This window comes from Paenibacillus sp. P46E (assembly GCF_001909095.1).
In the GTDB taxonomy this organism is placed as follows: domain Bacteria; phylum Bacillota; class Bacilli; order Paenibacillales; family Paenibacillaceae; genus Paenibacillus_AQ; species Paenibacillus_AQ helianthi.
The window spans coordinates 18,365-38,157 of record NZ_LVYZ01000046.1; the positions used below are offsets into that span (position 1 = coordinate 18,365).

Annotated in this window: 12 protein-coding genes; 7 read left to right on the plus strand and 5 right to left on the minus strand. The window is 51.9% G+C overall.

What is annotated here, in order from left to right; genetic code table 11:
* Nucleotides 1–45 precede the first annotated feature (45 nt).
* A complete protein-coding gene (locus A3849_RS17425) occupies nucleotides 46–2,364 on the minus strand; it encodes a helix-turn-helix domain-containing protein (protein WP_074112563.1) in 2,319 nt (772 codons plus the stop codon).
* A 322-nt stretch (nucleotides 2,365–2,686) separates the two neighbouring features.
* On the opposite strand from A3849_RS17425, the gene A3849_RS17430 reads away from it, so the two are divergent.
* The 4 genes from A3849_RS17430 to A3849_RS17445 all read left to right on the plus strand — a co-directional run bounded on the left by A3849_RS17430 (nucleotide 2,687) and on the right by A3849_RS17445 (nucleotide 10,664).
* Nucleotides 2,687–4,261, plus strand: coding sequence for an extracellular solute-binding protein (locus A3849_RS17430; RefSeq protein ID WP_143191847.1), 1,575 nt, complete (start codon nucleotides 2,687–2,689; stop codon nucleotides 4,259–4,261).
* Between the two features lie 23 nt (nucleotides 4,262–4,284).
* Nucleotides 4,285–5,184 carry an ABC transporter permease gene (locus tag A3849_RS17435; RefSeq protein ID WP_074086405.1) on the plus strand — a complete coding sequence of 300 codons (900 nt, stop codon included), beginning with the start codon at nucleotides 4,285–4,287 and terminating at the stop codon, nucleotides 5,182–5,184.
* 19 nt (nucleotides 5,185–5,203) lie between these two features.
* Nucleotides 5,204–6,073, plus strand: coding sequence for a carbohydrate ABC transporter permease (locus A3849_RS17440; RefSeq protein WP_074086406.1), 870 nt, complete (start codon nucleotides 5,204–5,206; stop codon nucleotides 6,071–6,073).
* A gap of 67 nt (nucleotides 6,074–6,140) precedes the next feature.
* Nucleotides 6,141–10,664 (plus strand): OmpL47-type beta-barrel domain-containing protein, encoded by a 4,524-nt coding sequence (locus A3849_RS17445; RefSeq protein ID WP_074112565.1) that lies wholly within the window; start codon nucleotides 6,141–6,143, stop codon nucleotides 10,662–10,664.
* Nucleotides 10,665–11,041: 377 nt separating this feature from the next.
* On the opposite strand, the gene A3849_RS17455 is transcribed toward A3849_RS17445, so the two are convergent.
* Entirely contained in the window at nucleotides 11,042–12,010 is a 969-nt protein-coding gene (locus tag A3849_RS17455; protein ID WP_074112567.1) for an alginate lyase family protein, read from the minus strand.
* A gap of 33 nt (nucleotides 12,011–12,043) precedes the next feature.
* Nucleotides 12,044–13,177, minus strand: a complete 1,134-nt coding sequence (locus tag A3849_RS17460) for a glycoside hydrolase family 88 protein (protein WP_074112568.1) — start codon at nucleotides 13,175–13,177, stop codon at nucleotides 12,044–12,046.
* A 109-nt stretch (nucleotides 13,178–13,286) separates the two neighbouring features.
* Between A3849_RS17460 and A3849_RS17465 the strand changes: the two genes are divergently transcribed.
* Nucleotides 13,287–14,171 (plus strand): AraC family transcriptional regulator, encoded by an 885-nt coding sequence (locus A3849_RS17465; protein ID WP_074112569.1) that lies wholly within the window; start codon nucleotides 13,287–13,289, stop codon nucleotides 14,169–14,171.
* Nucleotides 14,172–14,245: 74 nt separating this feature from the next.
* Here the strand turns inward: A3849_RS17465 and A3849_RS17470 are convergent, their stop codons facing one another.
* Nucleotides 14,246–15,115, minus strand: a complete 870-nt coding sequence (locus A3849_RS17470) for a helix-turn-helix transcriptional regulator (RefSeq protein ID WP_074112570.1) — start codon at nucleotides 15,113–15,115, stop codon at nucleotides 14,246–14,248.
* 159 nt (nucleotides 15,116–15,274) lie between these two features.
* On the opposite strand from A3849_RS17470, the gene A3849_RS17475 reads away from it, so the two are divergent.
* A complete protein-coding gene (locus tag A3849_RS17475) occupies nucleotides 15,275–17,254 on the plus strand; it encodes an alpha-amylase family protein (RefSeq protein ID WP_074112571.1) in 1,980 nt (659 codons plus the stop codon).
* A 19-nt stretch (nucleotides 17,255–17,273) separates the two neighbouring features.
* Nucleotides 17,274–18,407, plus strand: coding sequence for a serine hydrolase domain-containing protein (locus A3849_RS17480; RefSeq protein WP_074112613.1), 1,134 nt, complete (start codon nucleotides 17,274–17,276; stop codon nucleotides 18,405–18,407).
* Between the two features lie 196 nt (nucleotides 18,408–18,603).
* Here A3849_RS17480 and A3849_RS17485 read toward each other — a convergent pair whose 3' ends face one another.
* Nucleotides 18,604–19,791, minus strand: a complete 1,188-nt coding sequence (locus tag A3849_RS17485; protein ID WP_256700809.1) for a S1C family serine protease — start codon at nucleotides 19,789–19,791, stop codon at nucleotides 18,604–18,606.
* Nucleotides 19,792–19,793: the final 2 nt, after the last annotated feature.

The following is a 19,793-nucleotide window of genomic DNA, read 5'->3' on the forward strand; positions in this document are numbered from 1 at the left end:
CCAAACTAGCCATTGGAACACCTCTTTTGGTGCCTGAACCTGTAATTATTCGGCTTGTTCTTTTCCGGCAATCAGCCTGTCTGCCGCCTCCTGCTGCCGGTATTGTCCGGGAGTCAGCCCTGTCCGGGCTTTAAAGATCTTATTGAAGTAGCTTACATTTGCATATCCGATCTCCTTGCAGATCACCTCAATGGAAAGGTCCAGCTGTTTCAATAGCTCCATGGCACGTTTGATACGAAGCTGGATCAAATAATCGTTGACGGTCATCCCCGTTGACTCCTTGAAGATGCGGCTTAAGTAAGAGGAGCTGCGCTGCACATATTCAGCAACCGTGTCCACGGAAATATTTTTATTGAAGTTCTCATCCATATAATCCGTTGCCAGCTGCAGGGTCACATCCGTCATCCTGGAACGCTTCTCCTTGTGGTAGGCGATGATCTTATCGCACATATCCAGCAGACACTCTTCCATATCCGGCAATGTCTCGGCACCTGCCAGCACATCCGCATAAGAGGGTCTGTCCCCGAACACGGCGTGCATATCGCCCCGTGACTGGACAAGGGTCTTCATGATCTCCCCGCTCAGCTGGAAGAACTGCTGCTGGATATTCGCTTTACTCAGCTTCTTAACCAACGCGGTCCGGGTGATCTGCCGGACGACACTGAAGCATTCCTCTTTGTCCGTCTGCAGCAGTGCCTGCAGCAGCTTCGTTTCCAGTTCATACGGATAAAAGTAAGCCTCCTCCTCTGACTTCCATTCGCCGAGGATGTCGTAAGGCAGAATCTCGCCCTTGCCGATGTACATTTTCAGACTCAGAGCTTCCAGGGTATCCTCATAAGCCGAACGAACCCCTTCTGCACCGCTGTAGATCCGGCTGACCGCAATGGTCGCATTCATACTGTAACGGGTCAGCAAAAGCTGCTTCAGCTTCTTGGCCTGCTCCAGCGGGAAATCGTCCTCCTCCGGAGGAACGGGAAAGAGAATCACCGTTCTCTTGTCATCCTTGGCGAAGATCTCGCCGTCGATATCGGCTCCCAGCTCCTCCATAAGCCCGTAACGCAACAGATGGAATTGAAGGCTGCTGTCCGGTCCTTTCACGGGATAAGGCTCCTCCAGTTCCAGAGTCAGCACGGCAAACCGTTTGAAATCCAGACAGAGCCCCAACAGTTCCGCCGCCTGATCCGTACTGCCGCCCTGGATGAGGTCGTTCAGATACTTCTCCTTGATGGCTGTACGGTTATCCAGGAGAAGGGAATCTACCTTCCGCTTCTCTGTCATCAGTGTCTCCCAGTTTCGGCCCAGCTGATCAAAGATGTGACGGATGAAGCCGGCTTCATCACCTTCAGGCAGAGGGCTACCTGTTCCGTCCCGCTGACCGGCTGCGGAACCGCCGATATAGGTGATCACACTCTGGAGAGGCCGGTACAACCTTCTGGACAAATAAAAGGAGATAGCGATTGCCGCAGACAGGTATACCGCTGCTACAATCATGACAATGAACTTGATCCGGTCCATCCCTTGCAGGAGCACGGAGCGTTCAGTAATGTCAACAAATCTCCATCCTGTCAGCTCTGAAGTGGTATAGGAGACGATCCGGTCGGAGTCATCCATATAGAAGCCGCTTCCGCCGGTCAGCTTAGAGAAGTCCAACTGCTTCAGCAGGGACGCTCCGGCCTCCGAATCGGAATAGAGCAACTCTGAATCCGGCCCCAATACAAGGGTGGCGCCTTTTTTATTATGGTAATGGCTTAAATAGTCGTCGAAAAGCAGCTGCAGCTTCAAATTCATGACGATAGCGCCGTTCACATGACCGATTAATGGCATCTTTTGAAGCAGGCTGGTTGCAGGATGGTCCGGTGCGAAGGCGTCTTGTCTTCCGGTAATCCAAATCGTGCGGCTGTCAGACTGCTGCTTCCATACGTTCAGCCAGGAGTTGTCCGCAAAGGTCGAGATGGGAGAGGTCTTGATCTCGGGACGCGATGTCAGGATAAGCTCCAGAGGGTCATAATATAAATAGATGGAATCGATGTAGGGACTGATCTTTTTCTGCTGCTCCACAAAGCTTGATAAATCAATCAGGGAGCTGACGCTTAACTTGCTGCCCTTCGTATGGTACAGGTACGATTGGGTCGTGATCATGCCGGTGGCAGCATATTTGATAGCGGTCAGTTCCTTGTGAATCAGCTCCTGCTGCTGCGTCAGGATCGATTCGTTGTATGCGATGGCGTTCTGGATACTGTTGTCTGCCGAAATCGAGTAAGTGACCGTGGAGATGAGAATGACGGTGATCACGGCAATGGCGGTCAAGGAAAGCAGCAGCTTGACGAACATCGTATTATGTTTGGTCGAACGGTATCCCTGCAAAGTACTCACTCCACTTTTCAGAATGGTTACGCTTACATAATTGTGCGTGATACACATGCATTAATAGAGGGATTATATCACAGATGAGTATTTTGGTAAGCGGAAGCCCGAAAAACATTAAAAAAAGAGAAAAACATAACGCGTTCCAAACCACAGAAGCGGCCAAAACATAAAAAGAATTGAAAGAGAGGATTGTATCCCGCAGCAGAGGAGGCTATCGTAAAAGTTGTAACCGCTACCATTCGAGGCTGTTTGCATCTTCGGAGCCGAAGCAGAAAGCGGTCAACATATTTCTTTCATATTAGGGGGAGTACATGTGCAGATGAAGCTCAAGAAATTAGGCAATGCGGTTCTGCCGGCGATGCTGGCAGCTGGTCTGCTGGCTGGCTGTGGCAACAGCGGTAACGGCGGGAATAATGCGGCAGCACCGGATGCCAGTGCAAGCGCAAATACAAAGGAATCAGCAGCACCAAGCCCGGTGGAAATTACATGGGGCATCCATTTCCAGGCTCCGGGAGTGGTGGAAAACTCTCAGGTCCAGAAGTGGCTGGAAGAGAAGTTCAATGTAAAAATTAAGCCGGTGAAAGTGACCGATGCCAGCATTGCTTCCGGTGAAGTACCGGACATCTTCATGCTGGGTGATCCCGCGAATGTAGCAGCGTACCAGAATCAAGGCGTCCTGATGAGCCTGGATCCGAACATGCTGAAGGAAAAGATGCCTGAGTATTCCAAGGATATTGAGAAAAATAAAGCACTGTTCCAAACCGTTACTATTGATGATAAGCTCTGGGCCATTCCTATGTTTATCGACCTGAAGCCTTATGATCTGGCGATGCTCTGGCGCAAGGATTGGCTTGATAAAGTAGGCATAACTAAGGCTCCGGAGACGCTGGATGAATTCGAGAAGGCCGTCTATGCCTTCGCACAGAAGGATCCGGACGGAAATGGCAAAAAAGATACCTTCGGCCTGACGGGGACAGCGACCTCTACCTGGTCATCCGGCTTCTATTCGATCTTTGGTGCTTACGGTGTGGAGCCGACCATGTGGCATGAGAAGAACGGGGAAATTATGAACGGCTCTGTCATGCCGGAGACGAAGGAAGCACTGGCGAAGCTGCGGCAGTGGTACGCAGACGGAGTGATCGACCCTGAATTTATCACCGATACCCAGGACTCGTACCGTAAAAAGCTCTACAATAACCGGATCGGGGTCATCGAGGAGCAGATTGCCAAGGGCGCACTCCCGGATGCGGCAACTGTGACGGAAATGAAGTCTTTGAATCCCAATTCGGAACTGGTATTTGCCAAGAATCCGAAGGGTCCAGGCGGTGACGGCTCTTGGGATTGGGGAGTCAAGAGCAATTTTGTCGTCATCAGCAACAAAGTGAAGGATCAGCCGGAGAAGCTCGACAAGCTGTTCGAGATCCTGAAGGCAGAGAGCAGCGATGAGGAAACCATCAACATGACCAATCTCGGAGTAAAGGGGACTCATTGGGACTTTACGGAGAGCGGGGCAACCGCAGGAGCCACCAAGTTCCTTGCTGGATTCGAGAAAGCGGAAGAACGCGATCAGGCTGGTATCCGGCTCTTCTCGCTTGGCAATATCACGACCCAGGCATACCGCGAGAAATATTCCAATCCGGCTCTGAATGAAGCGATCAAAACTTATTCATCCGCTCCAAGACAGACGGATGCGTTGTTGTTCTCGGCATTGCCTTCTGACGGGAAATACAAAAACGACCTGACTTCACTGATGCAGAAATATTTTGCTCAAATTATCAGCGGAGAAATTCCACTCGATGATTTCGATAAGTTCGTTGCAGAATGGAAATCCAGAGGCGGCGATGAATTGACCAAGGAAGCCAATGAGATGTATCAGGCTCAATTCAAAAAATAAATAGGGTTTCAGGGGAGTGTAAGATGAAAACCATACGAAAGCATGGAGAATTATTGGCGCTGTTTCTGTTTGCCTTTGCGTTTTTCATTGTTTTTAAATATGGTCCGCTGTATGGCGTGGTCATTGCATTTAAGGATTTCAAGGTTGTGGATGGAATTTGGGGAAGTCCGTGGGTGGGATTTCAGCATTTTCAGGATTTGTTTCAGAGCAGCGACTTTTACCGTCTTCTTAAAAACACCCTGCTTTTGAACTTTTATCAGCTGCTCTTTGCATTTCCGGCTCCGATTATTCTGGCGATTCTGCTGAACGAGGTCCGCTCCCGGTATTTCCAGAGATTCATTCAGACGACGATGTATTTACCCCATTTCGTATCCTGGGTAATCATGTCGGGTCTGCTCATCTATTTTCTGTCGCCGACTACAGGGATTATGGCTGACATCATGGGCTGGTTCGGAAAGGAGCCTATCTTCTTCATGGGCAAAAAAGAATATTTCCGGTCCATAGTCGTAGGCTCCTCCATACTGAAGGATCTGGGCTGGGGTTCGATCATCTATTTCGCCGCTTTGTCGGGGATCAACCCGGAGATCCAGGAATCGGCCATCATAGACGGAGCGAACCGCTGGCAGCGGATCATCCGGATCAATGTTCCCTCGATCATGCCGACCATATCGATTATGTTCATTCTCAGTCTCGGCGGGTTCTTAAGCGCAAATTTTGAACAAATCATCAATCTGCTAAATCCGGTCACCTTTGAAACAGGCGACGTCATCGATACTTATGTCTACCGTGTCGGTCTGCAGCAGTTCCAGTATAGCTACACAGCAGCTATCGGCTTGTTCAAGTCACTCGTGGGACTTGTGCTCATTCTGGGTGCCAATCTGACCGTGAGGAAACTGAGCAAGGGGGATAATGGATTATGGTAGGAGCAGGAGGAATTCAGTCATGAAGACGAGAAAATGGCAGGATCATATTACACCCGCTATCATCTATTTTGTGCTATCGTTGCTCGCACTGATCGTAGTATACCCGTTCATCCATGTTACGGCGGTTTCTTTCAGTGGGCGCGGAGAGGCGCTCCGGAGCGGATTTCACTTTTTCCCGCGGGACTTCGAATGGAGGGCGTACAGGGAGCTGCTGGAGTATCCGTTCATCTGGTCGGGTTATGCAAATACAGTATTCCGCATGGTCGTGGGAACGCTCTTGACGCTGCTCGTTACTGTCTGTGCCGCCTATCCTCTGTCACGTCCGGATTTTCCTATGAAGCGCGTTCTGATCATGCTCATACTGTTCACTATGATCTTCGACGGGGGCATCGTACCGAATTATCTGCTGATCAAAGAGCTCCATCTGCTGGACTCGCGCTGGGTCTATGTGCTGCCAACAGCAGCTAACGCCTTCCAGGTTCTGGTGATGCTCTCATTCTTCCGGTCCATTCCCGATGCGCTGATCGAAGCGGCCCGCATCGATGGGGCCAGGGATATGCGGATTCTGTTCCGCATCGTACTGCCTCTCTCTATTCCGTCCCTGGTGACGATCGGACTCTGGTCGCTGGTACATCATATCAATGCCTTTATGGATAATCTGTTGTATGTCACCGACCAGTCGAAGTTCGTGCTCCAGCAAGTCGTCCGGCAGATTCTTATCGAAAATAAGCTGGACCCGTTCACTACGGCAACCAATTTGATCCCTCCTGCACCGGAGAGTCTGAAGATGGCGTCAGTGATCGTATGCTCCTTGCCCGTGCTTGTGCTGTATCCGTTTTTGCTTAAATACTTCGAGAAAGGAACGATGATTGGTTCAGTAAAAGGGTAAGCTTCGCTTCGGGGGACTCCACGGTTCCCTTTCAGATACTCCAATCGATAAGGAGGCTTCATATAACATGGGAAGAAGAACGTTTATTGTCTTATCGATCATTGCATTAATAGTAGGATGTTTCCCGGCCGCGGCGATTCAGGCAGAGGAGTCACACAGTTCCGAAGCAGTCTATTATGTATCTGAAAATGGAAGCGATTCCAATCCGGGAACAGAGGGAAGTCCCTTCCTTACCCTGGAAAAGGCCAGAGATGCCATACGCCAGCTTAAGCAGGGCGGAGGATTGCCTGAAGGCGGTGTTACCGTATATCTGAGGGGCGGTATATACAACCGGACCGGAAGCTTCCTGCTGGAAGAGCAGGATTCCGGGACGGCAGACAAACCGGTTACCTACAAGGCTTATCCGGGCGAATCCGTCCGGCTGAGCGGTGGCCAAGAGCTGAAGAAGAGTTGGTTCACCCCGGTGACGGACCCGGCGGTTCTGAACCGGATCATCAGCACCGGTGCAAGATCGAAGGTTCTTCAGGTAGATCTGATGAGCCATGGCATCTCTGATTATGGAGTTATGAGCCGTCATGGCTACTACAAAGCCAACGATGTCAGCCAGACTCCGCCGATGGAGCTGTACATCGAAGGTGAAGGGATGACTCTGGCCAGATGGCCCAACAAAGGTACAGTCCAGATGGGCAATATTATTGACCCGGGGCCGACCCGCAAGGATGCCGACCTGCAGACCCGCGGAGGCACCTTCACCTACACCTATGAGCGGCCTGAGCTTTGGACCCAGGCGGATGATATTTGGCTCGACGGGATCTTCGGCTATAGCTGGGAATGGTCGTACAACAAAATCGCCTCTATTGATACGGTTAACAAGTCCATCACATTAGCTTACGGGGAAATGAGCGGTCTTATGAAGACCTGGTATCCTGACTTCCATTTCGCCCAGAATCTGTTGGAAGAGATCGATATGCCCGGGGAGTATTATATTGACCGGACCCAAGGTATCCTGTACTTCATGCCTACAGCCGCCTTCGGGGAGAACAACCCCGAAATTACCGTCTCCATGCTTAAGACTCCAATGATCAGCACCGTCAATACATCTCATGTCACCTTTGAGGACCTGATTCTGGAGAATGGCCGGGATTCAGGAGCCGTGATCATGGGCGGTGACGGTGTCCGGCTCGTGCATTGCGAAATCCGCAATTTCACCGAAGGTGGTGTACGGATCAATACCCAGAGCCGCTGGCTGTACAATGACTTTGCGAAGGGGACAGGGGTTAACCATGCTGTCGTCAGCACGCATATTCATCATGTCGGGGGGACAGGAGTGATTCTGAATGGCGGAGACCGGCTGACGCTTGCGCCAGGCAATAATGTGGTGGAGAACAGCCACATCCATGATTTTGCCTATTACCATAAAGCGTATAACCCTGCTGTGATTCTGACCGGAGCAGGCAACCGTATCTCCCATAATGAAATTCATGATGCTCCTCATCCCGGTATTCTGATCTTTGGCAACGACCATGTCGTGGAATACAACAACATCTATGATGTCTGCAAAACATTCGCAGATCTCGGTGCCATCTACATGAATCTGGGGGCTGCGCCGCAGGAAAGGGGATCGGTCATCCGTGGGAATTACTTTCACAATATAGGGGAAGGCAAGGCCGGGGTTCAGGGCGTGTACCCTGATAACTTCACTATGGGGATTACGATCGAAAAAAATATTTTCTACCGGATGGGCAACTCTGCCATTCTGAATAACGGCGGTGCGCATATCCGCACCCGGAACAACCTTTTTATTGATGCCAAGGTTCCGTATGACTACTCCGATATGTATTTGGGTGACGGACCCGAGCAGCAAATCTCCAAAAACTATATGCAGCCATGGCATGCTTTGTTCGAAAAATACAACAATTTTACCGGCATGCCGCATCTGGTCAAGTATCCGGAGCTAGCGGATTTCTTCACAGAGAACCGCTATTATCCTGACACGAACACATTCCAGAATAATGTCATCTACAATCCTACCAAACCAAGAAGCGGCACGAATGCGAACGGAGCATACGATAAACTCAATCTGGTCCAGTATGCGAACAACTGGGTAACCGACCATGATCCGGGCTTCGTGAATCTGGCAGGAGGCGATCTGAATCTGAAGGCGGACGCTGAGGTGTTCCAGCAGATTTCGGGCTTCCAAACGGTGCCTTTCAGCGAAATGGGCACCATAGGCAAGATAGGCCCATACCTGACTCCCGACAGGTTCCCTGTACGAGGTGTTGTATTATATGATGATACCCTCACCATGGGCATCGGGAAATCGTACACCCTGAATTCGGCGGTTCTTCCCTGGAATGCCACCAACAATAAACTACAGTATAGCTCCAGCGATCCTTCCGTGGTAAAGGTGGATGCGACGGGTAAGTTGAAGGGTGTAAATCTGGGAAGTGCGGTTGTAACAGCAGTCTCTGAAGACAACCCGCTGCTCAAAGACGAGGTCCAGGTGACTGTTGAAGTTGGTGACGGGATTATGGATGATACGAATTTCGAGAACGGCCGCAACAGCTGGCCGAGCGATTCGAACCGGAACATCGTAGAAGTCGATGGCGGCAACCATATGTATAAGCTGTTAAAAGGTGCGACGACGCTGAATGAGAACGACTTCAGCAATTATGAACTGACCTTCAAGCTGAAGACGCCTCCGGCGATTCCGGAGCTGGCTACGTTCTACGTATTCGACAGACTGAATCCAAGCGGCAGCGGAGGCAGAATCGGGTACAAGAAGTATGCTGACGGAACTTCTGCCTGGATTCTGTATAATGCTGCCTGGGGTACGGTGAAGCAGAATGTGCTGGCTACTCAGGATCTGAAGCCGGATACAGTCTACAATATGAAGATTATCGTCAAAGGACAGGAGATCAGTGTCTATGCGGATGGCAAGCTCAAGCTGAAGGCCAACGATCCGACCTTTAATCCTTCCGGTAAAGTCGGATTCTATGCCGGCGGATTTGACTACCTTTTGTTCGACGATATCAGATTTACGGTACCGACGAAGAATGTGGCCGGTTTGCTGCTCGATAAGAGCAGCGTTAACATGGTGATGGATGAACAGCTGCAGCTGCAGGTCCAGTTCGATCCGTCGGACGCCGAGAATCGTTCCGTGGCCTGGCAGTCCAGCCACCCGGAGGTGGCCTCTGTCAGCGAGAACGGGACGGTCACTGCCCAGGGCTTAGGGGAGACGGTGATCACTGTTACCTCGGCTGCCAATCCGGCGGCGACAGCCTCTGCCCGGATTGTGGTTTCGGATATCCTTCACTTTACGGATTACGATTCCGGGGCGAACGGATGGCCGGTGGACCCCAATCGCAGCATCGTAACGGTGAATGGAAACAAAATGTATAAAATATTGAAGGGGGCTTCCGCGCTTCATCCGAAGCTTTTCACGGATTATGACCTGACCTTCAAGCTGAGAACACCTGCCGAGATGCCCGATACGGGCACATTGTATGTGTATGACCGTACCGCCTCTGGCAATTCCGGGAAGATCGCCTACAAGAAATTGGCGGACGGAACCTCACAGTGGATTCTCTACGGCCCAACATGGACGGTACTTCAAACGAAGAATGTTCCAACTATGGATTTGCAGCCAAATACGGAATACAGCCTTCGTATTCTGGTTGACGGCGCCAGCATCCGCGTATATGTGAACGGTGAACTGAAGCTGGATGGCTCTGATCCCAAGCATAATCTGACAGGAACGGTAGGCTTTTATGTAGGCGGCTTCAGCGAATTGTGGTTTGATGACGTCAAGTTTACAATGATTGACCGGACTGCCCCGGTAACCACGGCTGTTATTACCCCGTCGGTGCCGGATGGCCCGGACGGCTGGTATGTAAGCCCCGTAACGGTTCAGTTGAATGCTGCAGATATGGGCTCCGGCGTAACGGATACTGTATACAGCATGAATGACGGAGAGACCTGGCTGCCCTACCAGGGACCGCTGACTTTTAGCCAGGATGGCCATTATTCGGTGGCCTACCGGTCAGCGGACAAGGCCGGAAACAGCGAGGATGCGAAAACCTTGAGCTTCAAGCTGGACATTAACGCCCCTGAGGTATCCGTCGCAGCGCCAGCTGCGAGAGCTTACACAGGTACGGAAACCTTGACCCTGTCGTGGACCGCTGCCGATGTTATGTCCGGAGTAGACGATAGCAAGACCGCTGCGCTGCTGGATGGTGGAGCTATAGAGCAGGGAGCTTCGGTTCCGCTGTATACGCTGGGTCTTGGCGCCCACACTCTCACTGTATCCGCCAGCGATGAGGCGGGGAATACGCAGGAGCGTACAGTGACTTTCTCAACCTATGCAGATATGAACTCCCTAAAAGCACTCGTTAGCCTGTTCAGAGAGATGTCCTGGATAGACAACCATGGCATTGCAAACAGTCTAAGCACCAAACTCGATCACGGCCAGGTGGAAGCATTCCTCCAACAGGTGCAGGCCCAAAGCGGCAAGCATATCCAGGCTGTAGCCGCGGCTTACCTGCAGCGGGATGCGGATGATATTCTGGCAAGGGCGGGGACGCAGGGCTAACTCATGATTGGATCTGCGCATGAAGTGGAATAAGCAAAACGGCTGTGCCGTCCTTCACTGGACAGCACAGCCGTTTTGCTTGAGACGAGGGAGACAGGTACTGCCTCTGCTTGCCGATAAAGCGTTGCTTCCTATGTCCCTTCTTCCTCGGAGAACCCTGGTTGACAGCAAACTCAAGTGGAAAAAGTGAACTTAAATCTACCATTCCTGCTCCTCGCAAGCGCATGTTGGAAAAAGTAGACTTCATTCGGCACATTCGTCTATTTACAGCTCAATATGCTTAGTTTAAGTCTACTGATTCCACCTAACACCTATTTGAGAACGCTTCCCGGCACAATTAAGTTCACTAATTCCACTTCGCTCCTCAGGAGCCCTACCTATTCATTTATGAATTGCAGCTCGGGGAAAATCCAGGCATAGGACTGATAATACCCGCTGCTCAGATTTTTATTGCCGGTTATCGGACGATAAGGGGCGACGAAACGTTCATATTCGGGTTCCTTGTAAACCTTGGACATGGCTTCGAATAGATCCAGCGGCCACGAATCGGAAGCCAGCGGCTCCGGGAATTTCTGATCTTTATCGTAAGGCCACTCCTCGATGTGCCCATCGGCATAATAGAATAACTTATCGAGTGCCGTCTTGATGTTTGCTCCGCCGGGAGAGGTCCAGTGGAACAAATTTTCGCCGGTTGTGTCATGGATTAGCTTCATGGCTGCGGTGATGGGAGCGAGAGAGAAATAATGGTACCAGATTGAATTCGATCCCCGCATGGTCTCTTCCGGAATTAATCCCGAAGGTGCAAGAGAGTTATCGATATGTTCTTTGAGATGGGCCGCTGCTTCCGCAAAACGGGCTTGGTCATCCATGAAGCGGAAGAGGGACAACCGGGCATAAAGACTCCAGCTCCACCAGTTGTTTCTAAGCGGGATCGTCACCCATGCCGGTAAGAAAACCTCGCTCATCCAGGAGATGAATTGATCTTTATTCTCCTTGGGCCACCCCGGATAGTGCTTGATGAGCTCAGCCGCTTGAATCAAGCCGCTTCCCAGGTAGGCGGAGACAAGCGGGCCGTCGTCCCCGGCCAGCTTCTTATTCACGGTTGCCCAGCCATCAATCAGTTCGGCTGCCTTATCCGCATAAATGGATTTGCCCGTGAACCGGTAGGCTAACGCTGCCGTGCAGGCGGACTGGGCATCCGCCTCCATCAGCCGTTTGGCTGTCTGATGGCCGGTCGTATCGAAATAGAAGCCGGGGATATGCCATGAAGGAACAGCGTGACAGCTGACCGACATCCCTTCATTTGCAACGTGCAGAAGCTGGTTTTGTGCCTTCTGGCTGATCATCGGGGCATCAATCCTTTCATTTTCGGGCTTATGTCATTGGCGCTCATACCAATAGCCGGGTACTCCGCGCTCTAGCCGCATCAGAGCCTCCAGATAGAAATAATCCCCCCAGATGACATAATCGTCGGGTGAAATATCGAGCCGTACGGCGTAGGAGCCACGGTTCAGGAGTCCTTGGGCCGCGGGCTCATCCTTCGTGGAGTAGTTAGCGGCAAGGGAGGCAACGATTCGCTTGGCTGCGGCTGACAGCCATTCCCGGTCAACATCCTGTTCCGGCAGCAGCGCGGCCAGCTCGAGCATTCCCGATGCAGCTATGGCTGCTGCGGAGCTGTCCCGTTTGGTCTCCGGCACCTGCGGTACATCAAAATCCCAGTATACCACCCCATCCTCAGGGAGCCGGTCCACAAAATAGCGGGCTAACCGCTTAGAGGTTTCCAGTAGTTCAGGCTCACGCAGATAACGGTAGGCAAGGGCGAATCCGTAAATGCCCCAGGCTTGCCCCCGGGTCCAGGTCGAGCCATCCCGGCTGCCCTGGTGGGTACCGCCGCGAATCGAGTCCCCGGTCACCGGATCGAAATAGAAAGTGTGGTACGTGGAGTCATCTCCGCGGACCAGAAAACGACGGCTCATAGCCGTCTGCTTCTCAGCGGCCTGACGGTAGCACTCGCGGCCGGTCTGCTGGTAAGCCCAATGCAGTAAAGGCAAATTCATCAGACAATCTATGATAATGCGCCCGCCGTTCTCAGGATCGTCCTTAGGACCCCAAGCTTGCAGAATTCCCGGAGTGTCGCGCCATCTCTCCAGCAAAATATCCGCAGCCTGCAAAGTGGCAGACCGGGAGGTTTCGTCCCTTTCCAGAATCCAATGGGCTTTGGTGGAGAGGGAATACAGGAATCCGATGTCATGATGATCCAGGTTCACCCGTTGCTCCAGACGCTCCCTGAAGTTGTCCAACGCTCTCATAGCAGCATCCCGATAACGGCTATCCTGAGTATACTCGTAAGACAGCCAGAGAAGTCCGCACCAAAAACCTTCGGTCCAATCATTATTAGGCGTTAACCGGTAGATCCGGTTTCCTTGGGTGCTTGTAAGGGGGAACTCCTCTCCAAACCGGTCAATATTTTGTGAAATTACACTTAAGGCGTCCTCTATGGCTTGTGCCCACATGGCGGCATCCTCCATTCTTTGATAGAAAGGCTGCCTCCATTATATATGCGGAACAGTGATTCCTTGTTGTGCTAAAATATAACCAGATTGCGGTTATGGAGATATGGGGGTGGACGTGTTGACGGGACATATTGAACATGTAGAGCCGGGTCACAGCAGCTTTTTTCTGGCTTACCGGGATGAGTGGCTGGATGATCATTTTCTTAAATTTCATGCGCATCAGGGTCTGGAATTGTTATTTATCCATGAAGGGGATGGGCTTGTGGAGGTGGAAGGCGCATCCTACGAACTGGAAGGAGGATCGCTCTTCTGCTTCCAGCCTTACCAGCTGCACAAGGTGGAGGTTCCCGGCCGTAGGGATACCCGGTATGTCCGGACGAATCTGACGTTCGATCCAAGGTATCTGGAGCCGTTTCTGAAGCCGTATCCGAAGCTTCAGGCGTTTCTCCGCTTTTTGTCCAAAGGAGCTCTGGCTTCACCCAAGTTCACATTCACAGAAAGTCAGCTGACGGGGGTGATGGAGAGCCATGTCCAGGCGGTGACGGAAACAGGGGAGGATCAGGAAGAGGCCCGTATTTTGTTTCTGATTTCCTTGCTGCGCCATCTCCAACTGGCGGTTATTCCGTATGAGGAGCTATCAACGGAAGGCTGGTCCGTCAAAAAAACCGCCCATATTGAATCAATTATGGATTGGATCGAAGGTCATTTCAGACAGCCCTTCAGCCTGGAGCTGCTGGCCGGGGAGCTGCATCTGTCTTCCTACTATGTATCCCATTTGTTCAAGCAATACACTGGAGTAACACTAACGGATTACGTGACGGCCAGAAGAATCCGTGAAGCCTGCGTGCTGCTCGCGAATTCCGGCAAACCGGTGCAGCGTATTGCCCATGAGATCGGAGGACTAAGCACCCCATATTTTTGCAAGCTGTTCAAAAAACACAAAGGAATGACACCTCTGGACTACCGCTCGGCGCTTCATCATACGGCCAAATAACGGACATGTGCCTTCGTCTGGCCTCATAAAACCTTAGACAGCAGGCTACGAATGATTTCGGCCCTGCTGTTATATTAAGCTTTGCCAATTCTAATATTGCGGTACTTTCCAGGCGTTATTCCCGTTTGTTTGCGGAACAGGCGTATAAAATAATTGGGATTATCAATGCCGACCTGCTGGCCGACTTCGGTTACGGACAGCTCCATGTTCTCCAGCAGTGATTTGGCTGTCTTGATTTGCAGATCATGCAGATATTGAAGCGGACTCATGCCCGTGTACGTTTTGAGGCACCGGGCGAGATAGTCGAACCGGTAATGAAGCGTCTGTTCCATATGCTTCGCGTCGAAGGGCCGGGTTAGATGCTGCTGAAGATAGGCGATGGTGTGATCGCAGAGCTGTCTTGCGCGGGAGGCATTCTGCAGCCGTGCCGCAGCCTGCAATTGTACCAGCAAGCCGGCCAGCTGCATCTGCAGCGGCAAGGAGTGCGCAGGCGATAAACTGTGATGGAGCTCCATCATCTGCTCCAGGAATGGAAGGATGTCAGGGACATGCAAGGTGGCGAATTTCGGAAGATACATCACTTGCAGGTTAGGCTCTACATCCAGATTAGTTCCTTTGACGTATGGAAAGGACCAGGGGATTTTCCCGCTTTCGATCGTCCGGACAGGCGCCGGATGGACAAAGTGAATCCAGTAAATTTCGGTGATTTCCTCGCAAGGACGATACCCGGCATGCACACGGTTGGGTTCCAGCACAAGCATGGAGCCTTCTTTGATTTCGTAGGGGATATCATCTTCTATCATATACAAGGTGCCTTTCAAGACAAACAACAGATCGTATACATCGAACGAACGGGTTTCATGCTGTTGTCCCGGGGGCCAGAAGGTGTGGCCGATAGTTACCAGCTGCGGCAGCGGGGGGATGGTAAGCTCCAGGCAGTTCATCACAGGTATCACCTTTCCCTTTGATATCGTTGCCTCATTGTATCACGCCAGAAACCGATATGGTAGAAAATGTGCTGCTTTAAGTCGATACAGAACCTGTCTGATCCAGAGGAAAATTTATATACTTAACGTATATGAATTCGGAAAGGAAGGGTATATATGCGATTCCGCCAGGTCCATCTCGATTATCACACCTCCGAAGCGATAACGCCGATCGGAGCCCGTTTTGACCAACAGCAGTTTCAGGAGATGCTAAAGCTAGGCTGCGTAGATTCGGTTACAGTGTTCTCTAAATGCCATCACGGCTGGAGTTACCATCCGTCGGAGGCGGGGGTGATTCATCCCGGGCTGAGCTTTGATTTACTTGGAGCCCAGATCGAGGCTGCACATGAGATCCATGTGAAGACGCCCGTATATCTGTCGGCCGGACTGGATGAAAGACTGGCCAGACAGCACCCGGAGTGGCTGATCCGCGATGAGAATGACCAAACGAACTGGGTAAAAGGCTTCATGGAACCGGGCTATCACCAGTTCTGCATGAACACGCCTTACCTGGATATCCTGATTGCACAAACCCGTGAAGTCGTGTCCCGCTATGATCTGGACGGCTTGTTTTTCGATATTGTCGGTGTGCGCAAATGCTACTGCCATAGCTGTATAGAGAGCATGCGGCGGGAAGGCGGTGATCCCCGGGATGAAAAGGCGATGCGTACACTCTGGGAGAAAACCTACGCGAATTATACGGCAAGAGTGAAAGAAGCGGTTGAGGCGATCAAGCCGGGGCTGCCGATCTTCCATAACGGCGGACACATTGCTCGCGGCCGCCGCGATTTGGCATTCATGAACGACCATTTAGAGCTGGAATCGTTGCCTACAGGCGGCTGGGGCTATGATCATTTCCCGCTGTCGGCCAGGTATGCGCAGACGCTGGGTCTCGATTTTCTCGGGATGACCGGGAAATTCCATACGTCCTGGGGGGAATTCGGCGGGTATAAGCACCCGAATGCGCTCCGTTATGAAACTGCGCTCAGCATCGCCAATGGCGCCGGATGTTCGATCGGCGATCAGCTGCATCCCGACGGCCATATGGATGAAGCCACTTATGCCCTGATCGGAGAAGCTTACCGCGAGGTTGCGGACAAGGAAGCCTGGTGTACTCTGGCTAAGAATGTAGCGGATGTGGCACTTTTGTCGCTTGAGTCGACCGGTGTGCATCCCAAGGCAAAGACGGAGAGCCGCAGGCCACCATCGGATGCTGGAGCCGTTCGCATTCTGCTGGAGGGGAAGATCCTGTTCGATGTTATCGATAAAGAGCATGATTTTACGGCTTATAAAGTATTGATTATGCCCGATTATGTGGCGGTGGATGACGGGCTGTGCGGCAAATTATTGCAGTTCCTGCAAAGCGGCGGTAAAATTCTCGCGACGGGCTGGTCCAATCTGGATCCTGAAGGGACGCGGTTCATGATGGATCTCGGAGTAGAGTATTCGGGAGTCAATCCGTTCCGCCCCGATTATTTCCGTCCTCTGTTCAAGCCCGGAAGCCTGCAGGAGGCCTCCTTTGTATTTTACGGCGAGGGACAGAAGATCGGGCTTAACGGCGGAACTGAGCTTGGACGCCGAGAAGATCCTTATTTTAACCGCGATGGCTTTATGTTCTGCTCCCATCAGCATACACCTAGCAGCTACGTTAGCGGAGGACCGGGGATGGTGGAGAACAGCAATGGAATCTATATCGCGTGGAACGTATTTGAAGATTACGCTGCTAAAGGGAGCCTCATTGTGAAGGAAACGGTTCTTTACGCGCTGAATCGGCTGCTTCCCGGCAAGACGCTGCATACGAGTCTGCCGGCGCAGGGCATTGTTACGCTGCAGGAGCAGAGGGCCGAGAACCGCCTGGTCAATCACCTGCTGTATGCGGCACCAGTCCGCAGAGGAGAGAGCATCGAAGTGATTGAGGACATTATCCCTGTATACAATGTCGAGGTTTCCATTCAGACAGAGAGCCTCGTCAGCCGGGTGTATCTGGCACCGCAGATGACACCGCTCCCCTTTAGCTGTGAAGGCCGGACTGTTCGCTACACAGTACCCGTGCTGGAGTGCCATCAAATGGTGGTCCTCGATTATGAATCGGATTGAATGGAAAGGATGGCAAATGATGAACTTTGAATCTCTAGCTTCATTTATAGACCGTATCACTTCCTGGCGTATTCCTTGGGCGGAGGTGCTCGTTATGCACCGGAATGAAACTGTTTTCCGTTACCGTCAGGGCTATGCCAATCTGGAAGAGAAGACGCCTGTCACTGACCGGCAGGTGATCAACCTCTACTCACTAACGAAGATTATGACATGTACGGCAGCCCTTCAGCTCGTTGAAAAGGGAGCTGTTCATCTGAATGATCCGCTGTCAGACTACCTGCCGGAGTTCGCTGATATGACCGTGAAGAAGAGACAGCCGGACGGTGAACTTACATTCGAGAAGGCGGTGAAGCCGATCACCGTGCGCGATCTGTTCACGATGTCGGCTGGCTTCTCCTATGATCTCGAAGCTCCGTCTATCCGGGATGCAGTGAGAAGCACGGACGGGAAGATGCCGACACGCGCCTTCGCGGAAGCGATTGCCAAGGAGCCCCTGCAGTTCGAGCCGGGTACCCGGTGGAATTACAGTTTGTGTCATGATGTCCTTGCCGCTCTCGTCGAGGCTGTGGACGGCAGACGGTTCGGCACATATATCCGGGATGAAATTACCGGACCGCTGGGCATGACGGACACGGGTTTTGATCTCTCGGATGAGCAGCGGGTCCGTCTGGCCCCGCAGTACGAATATAGTGATGCGCTTGGCAAGCCCATACGTAAGGACGGGAACGGGTACCGGCTCGGAAGCGAATATGAGAGCGGCGGGGCGGGACTGCTGTCTACCGTTAGCGATTATGCTCTGTTTTTGAACGCGTTGACGAATCAGGGCACAAGCTCGGACGGCGTGCGCATTCTGTCGCCGGCGACGGTGGATCTGATGCGGACCGATCATTTGGCGGACAATATGCGCGGGGATTTTTGCTGGGAGCAGTTGAAAGGTTACGGCTATGGGCTGGGTGTGAGAACCCACATCTCTCAGGCGGAGAGCGGTTCGCTCAGCCCCCGCGGTGAATTCGGCTGGAGCGGTGCGGCAGGATGCCTGGCCATTATTGATCCGGCTTCACAGCTGACGGTCATGTATGCGCAGCATTTGCTGAACAACCAGGAGCCTTTTGTACATCCGCGCTTGAGAAATATCGTGTACGCCTGCCTATAAAACCCGGTGACGGCCACAGACACAATAGGAAAAGACAGGAAGCCGGGCAGCTGCTTCAACCATTTGCATCAGACTAAGTAGCAGGTGACGATGAAGCTGTGTTACGGGCGAATATGGTGAAAGAAGGCAGGGAGATTCTGACCAGAATCCTCCTGCCTTCTTTATGCAAATATATAGATTGAACCTGGAAAAGCTCTTACTCAATCTTCTTGCCCTTTCCGTGCAGAATCTTCAATTCACCGTTCTCCATCCCTATCGAGTAGCTAAGTTGATACTGCTGGTAGACGGTTCCGCTGTCACGGTGTTCCTCCGCTGTAATCAGGGCTTTCACCTGGCCGCTGGATTCGTTCTCTTCAATCGACTTCACCTCATCGACCCCTACTTGAAGAGTCTTTAGGTAACCCTTGCGGAAATCTTCATAGCTGGTACTGCTCTGCCATTCGCTCCCGAGCAGGGAATAGGCGGTTACATAATCCCCGCTGTTCAGGCTCTCATAGAAATAGAGCACCAACGATTCGCCAGGGGTGTGATTTTCATCGTAATCTTCATCCGTACCTGCATTTGAATTGGAGCCCCAATCTGAATCTGAATCTGAATTATTGCTTGAGCCAGATAAATCCGTCAGCGGATTCTTGGACCATTCTTCTACCTGGCCCAGGACACTTGGGATCGGGATACTGAATCCAATGCCTGACCCTTCATCAGCCGTGGCAGAGTTAATCCCCAGCACTTCCCCGGTGATGGCATCCACCAGCGGTCCTCCGCTGTTTCCGTGGGTAATAGGTGCGGAAATCTGAATCATACGGTTGTATATGTAAGGATCAATCTCGAAGCTCCGGTCCACCCCGCTTACAATTCCGGTGGTTACAGTATTCTCAAGACCCAGCGGACTGCCTAGGGCCAGAATCTCATCCCCGGTCTCCGCCTTATGTGCGCGTGCAATGGTCAGCGGAACCATACCCTTCATTTTGGGTACACGGACAACAGCAACATCGGTCTCCATTCCGATACCAATGACCGTACCCTGATATTCCTCATGATTCAAGGTGCGGACAATGACCTCCGTAGAGCCTTCGACGACATGTGCATTTGTCAGCAGGTCCCCTTGGCTATTATATAAGAAGCCCGAGCCTAACGAATTGCCGCTCTCAATCGTGACTACCCGCTTCTGGCTGGATTCAATGATTTCTTTACGCGTCTGAGGCTGTTTTACCTGACCCGGTGATTGCGCAGCCTGAGGTGCATCCGCTTGAGCTGCTGCTGCAAGCAGCGGCCCCTGATCCAATTGTTGTTCAACAGTCTTATGTATATACATGGCGCCCACGGTTCCGGCTCCCAAGATAAGTACACATGAGACCACACTTGCCCATATTTTTGCTGACAATG

Bases quoted from the DNA above. Each gene is read 5' to 3' on its own strand.
- A3849_RS17480 (WP_074112613.1), top strand. From the start codon at position 17,274: ATGAACTTTGAATCTCTAGCTTCATTTATAGACCGTATCACTTCCTGG.
- A3849_RS17445 (WP_074112565.1), top strand. From the start codon at position 6,141: ATGGGAAGAAGAACGTTTATTGTCTTATCGATCATTGCATTAATAGTA.
- A3849_RS17475 (WP_074112571.1), top strand. From the start codon at position 15,275: ATGCGATTCCGCCAGGTCCATCTCGATTATCACACCTCCGAAGCGATA.
- A3849_RS17460 (WP_074112568.1), bottom strand. From the start codon at position 13,177: ATGTGGGCACAAGCCATAGAGGACGCCTTAAGTGTAATTTCACAAAAT.
- A3849_RS17455 (WP_074112567.1), bottom strand. From the start codon at position 12,010: ATGATCAGCCAGAAGGCACAAAACCAGCTTCTGCACGTTGCAAATGAA.
- A3849_RS17435 (WP_074086405.1), top strand. From the start codon at position 4,285: ATGAAAACCATACGAAAGCATGGAGAATTATTGGCGCTGTTTCTGTTT.
- A3849_RS17440 (WP_074086406.1), top strand. From the start codon at position 5,204: ATGAAGACGAGAAAATGGCAGGATCATATTACACCCGCTATCATCTAT.
- A3849_RS17470 (WP_074112570.1), bottom strand. From the start codon at position 15,115: ATGAACTGCCTGGAGCTTACCATCCCCCCGCTGCCGCAGCTGGTAACT.
- A3849_RS17430 (WP_143191847.1), top strand. From the start codon at position 2,687: ATGAAGCTCAAGAAATTAGGCAATGCGGTTCTGCCGGCGATGCTGGCA.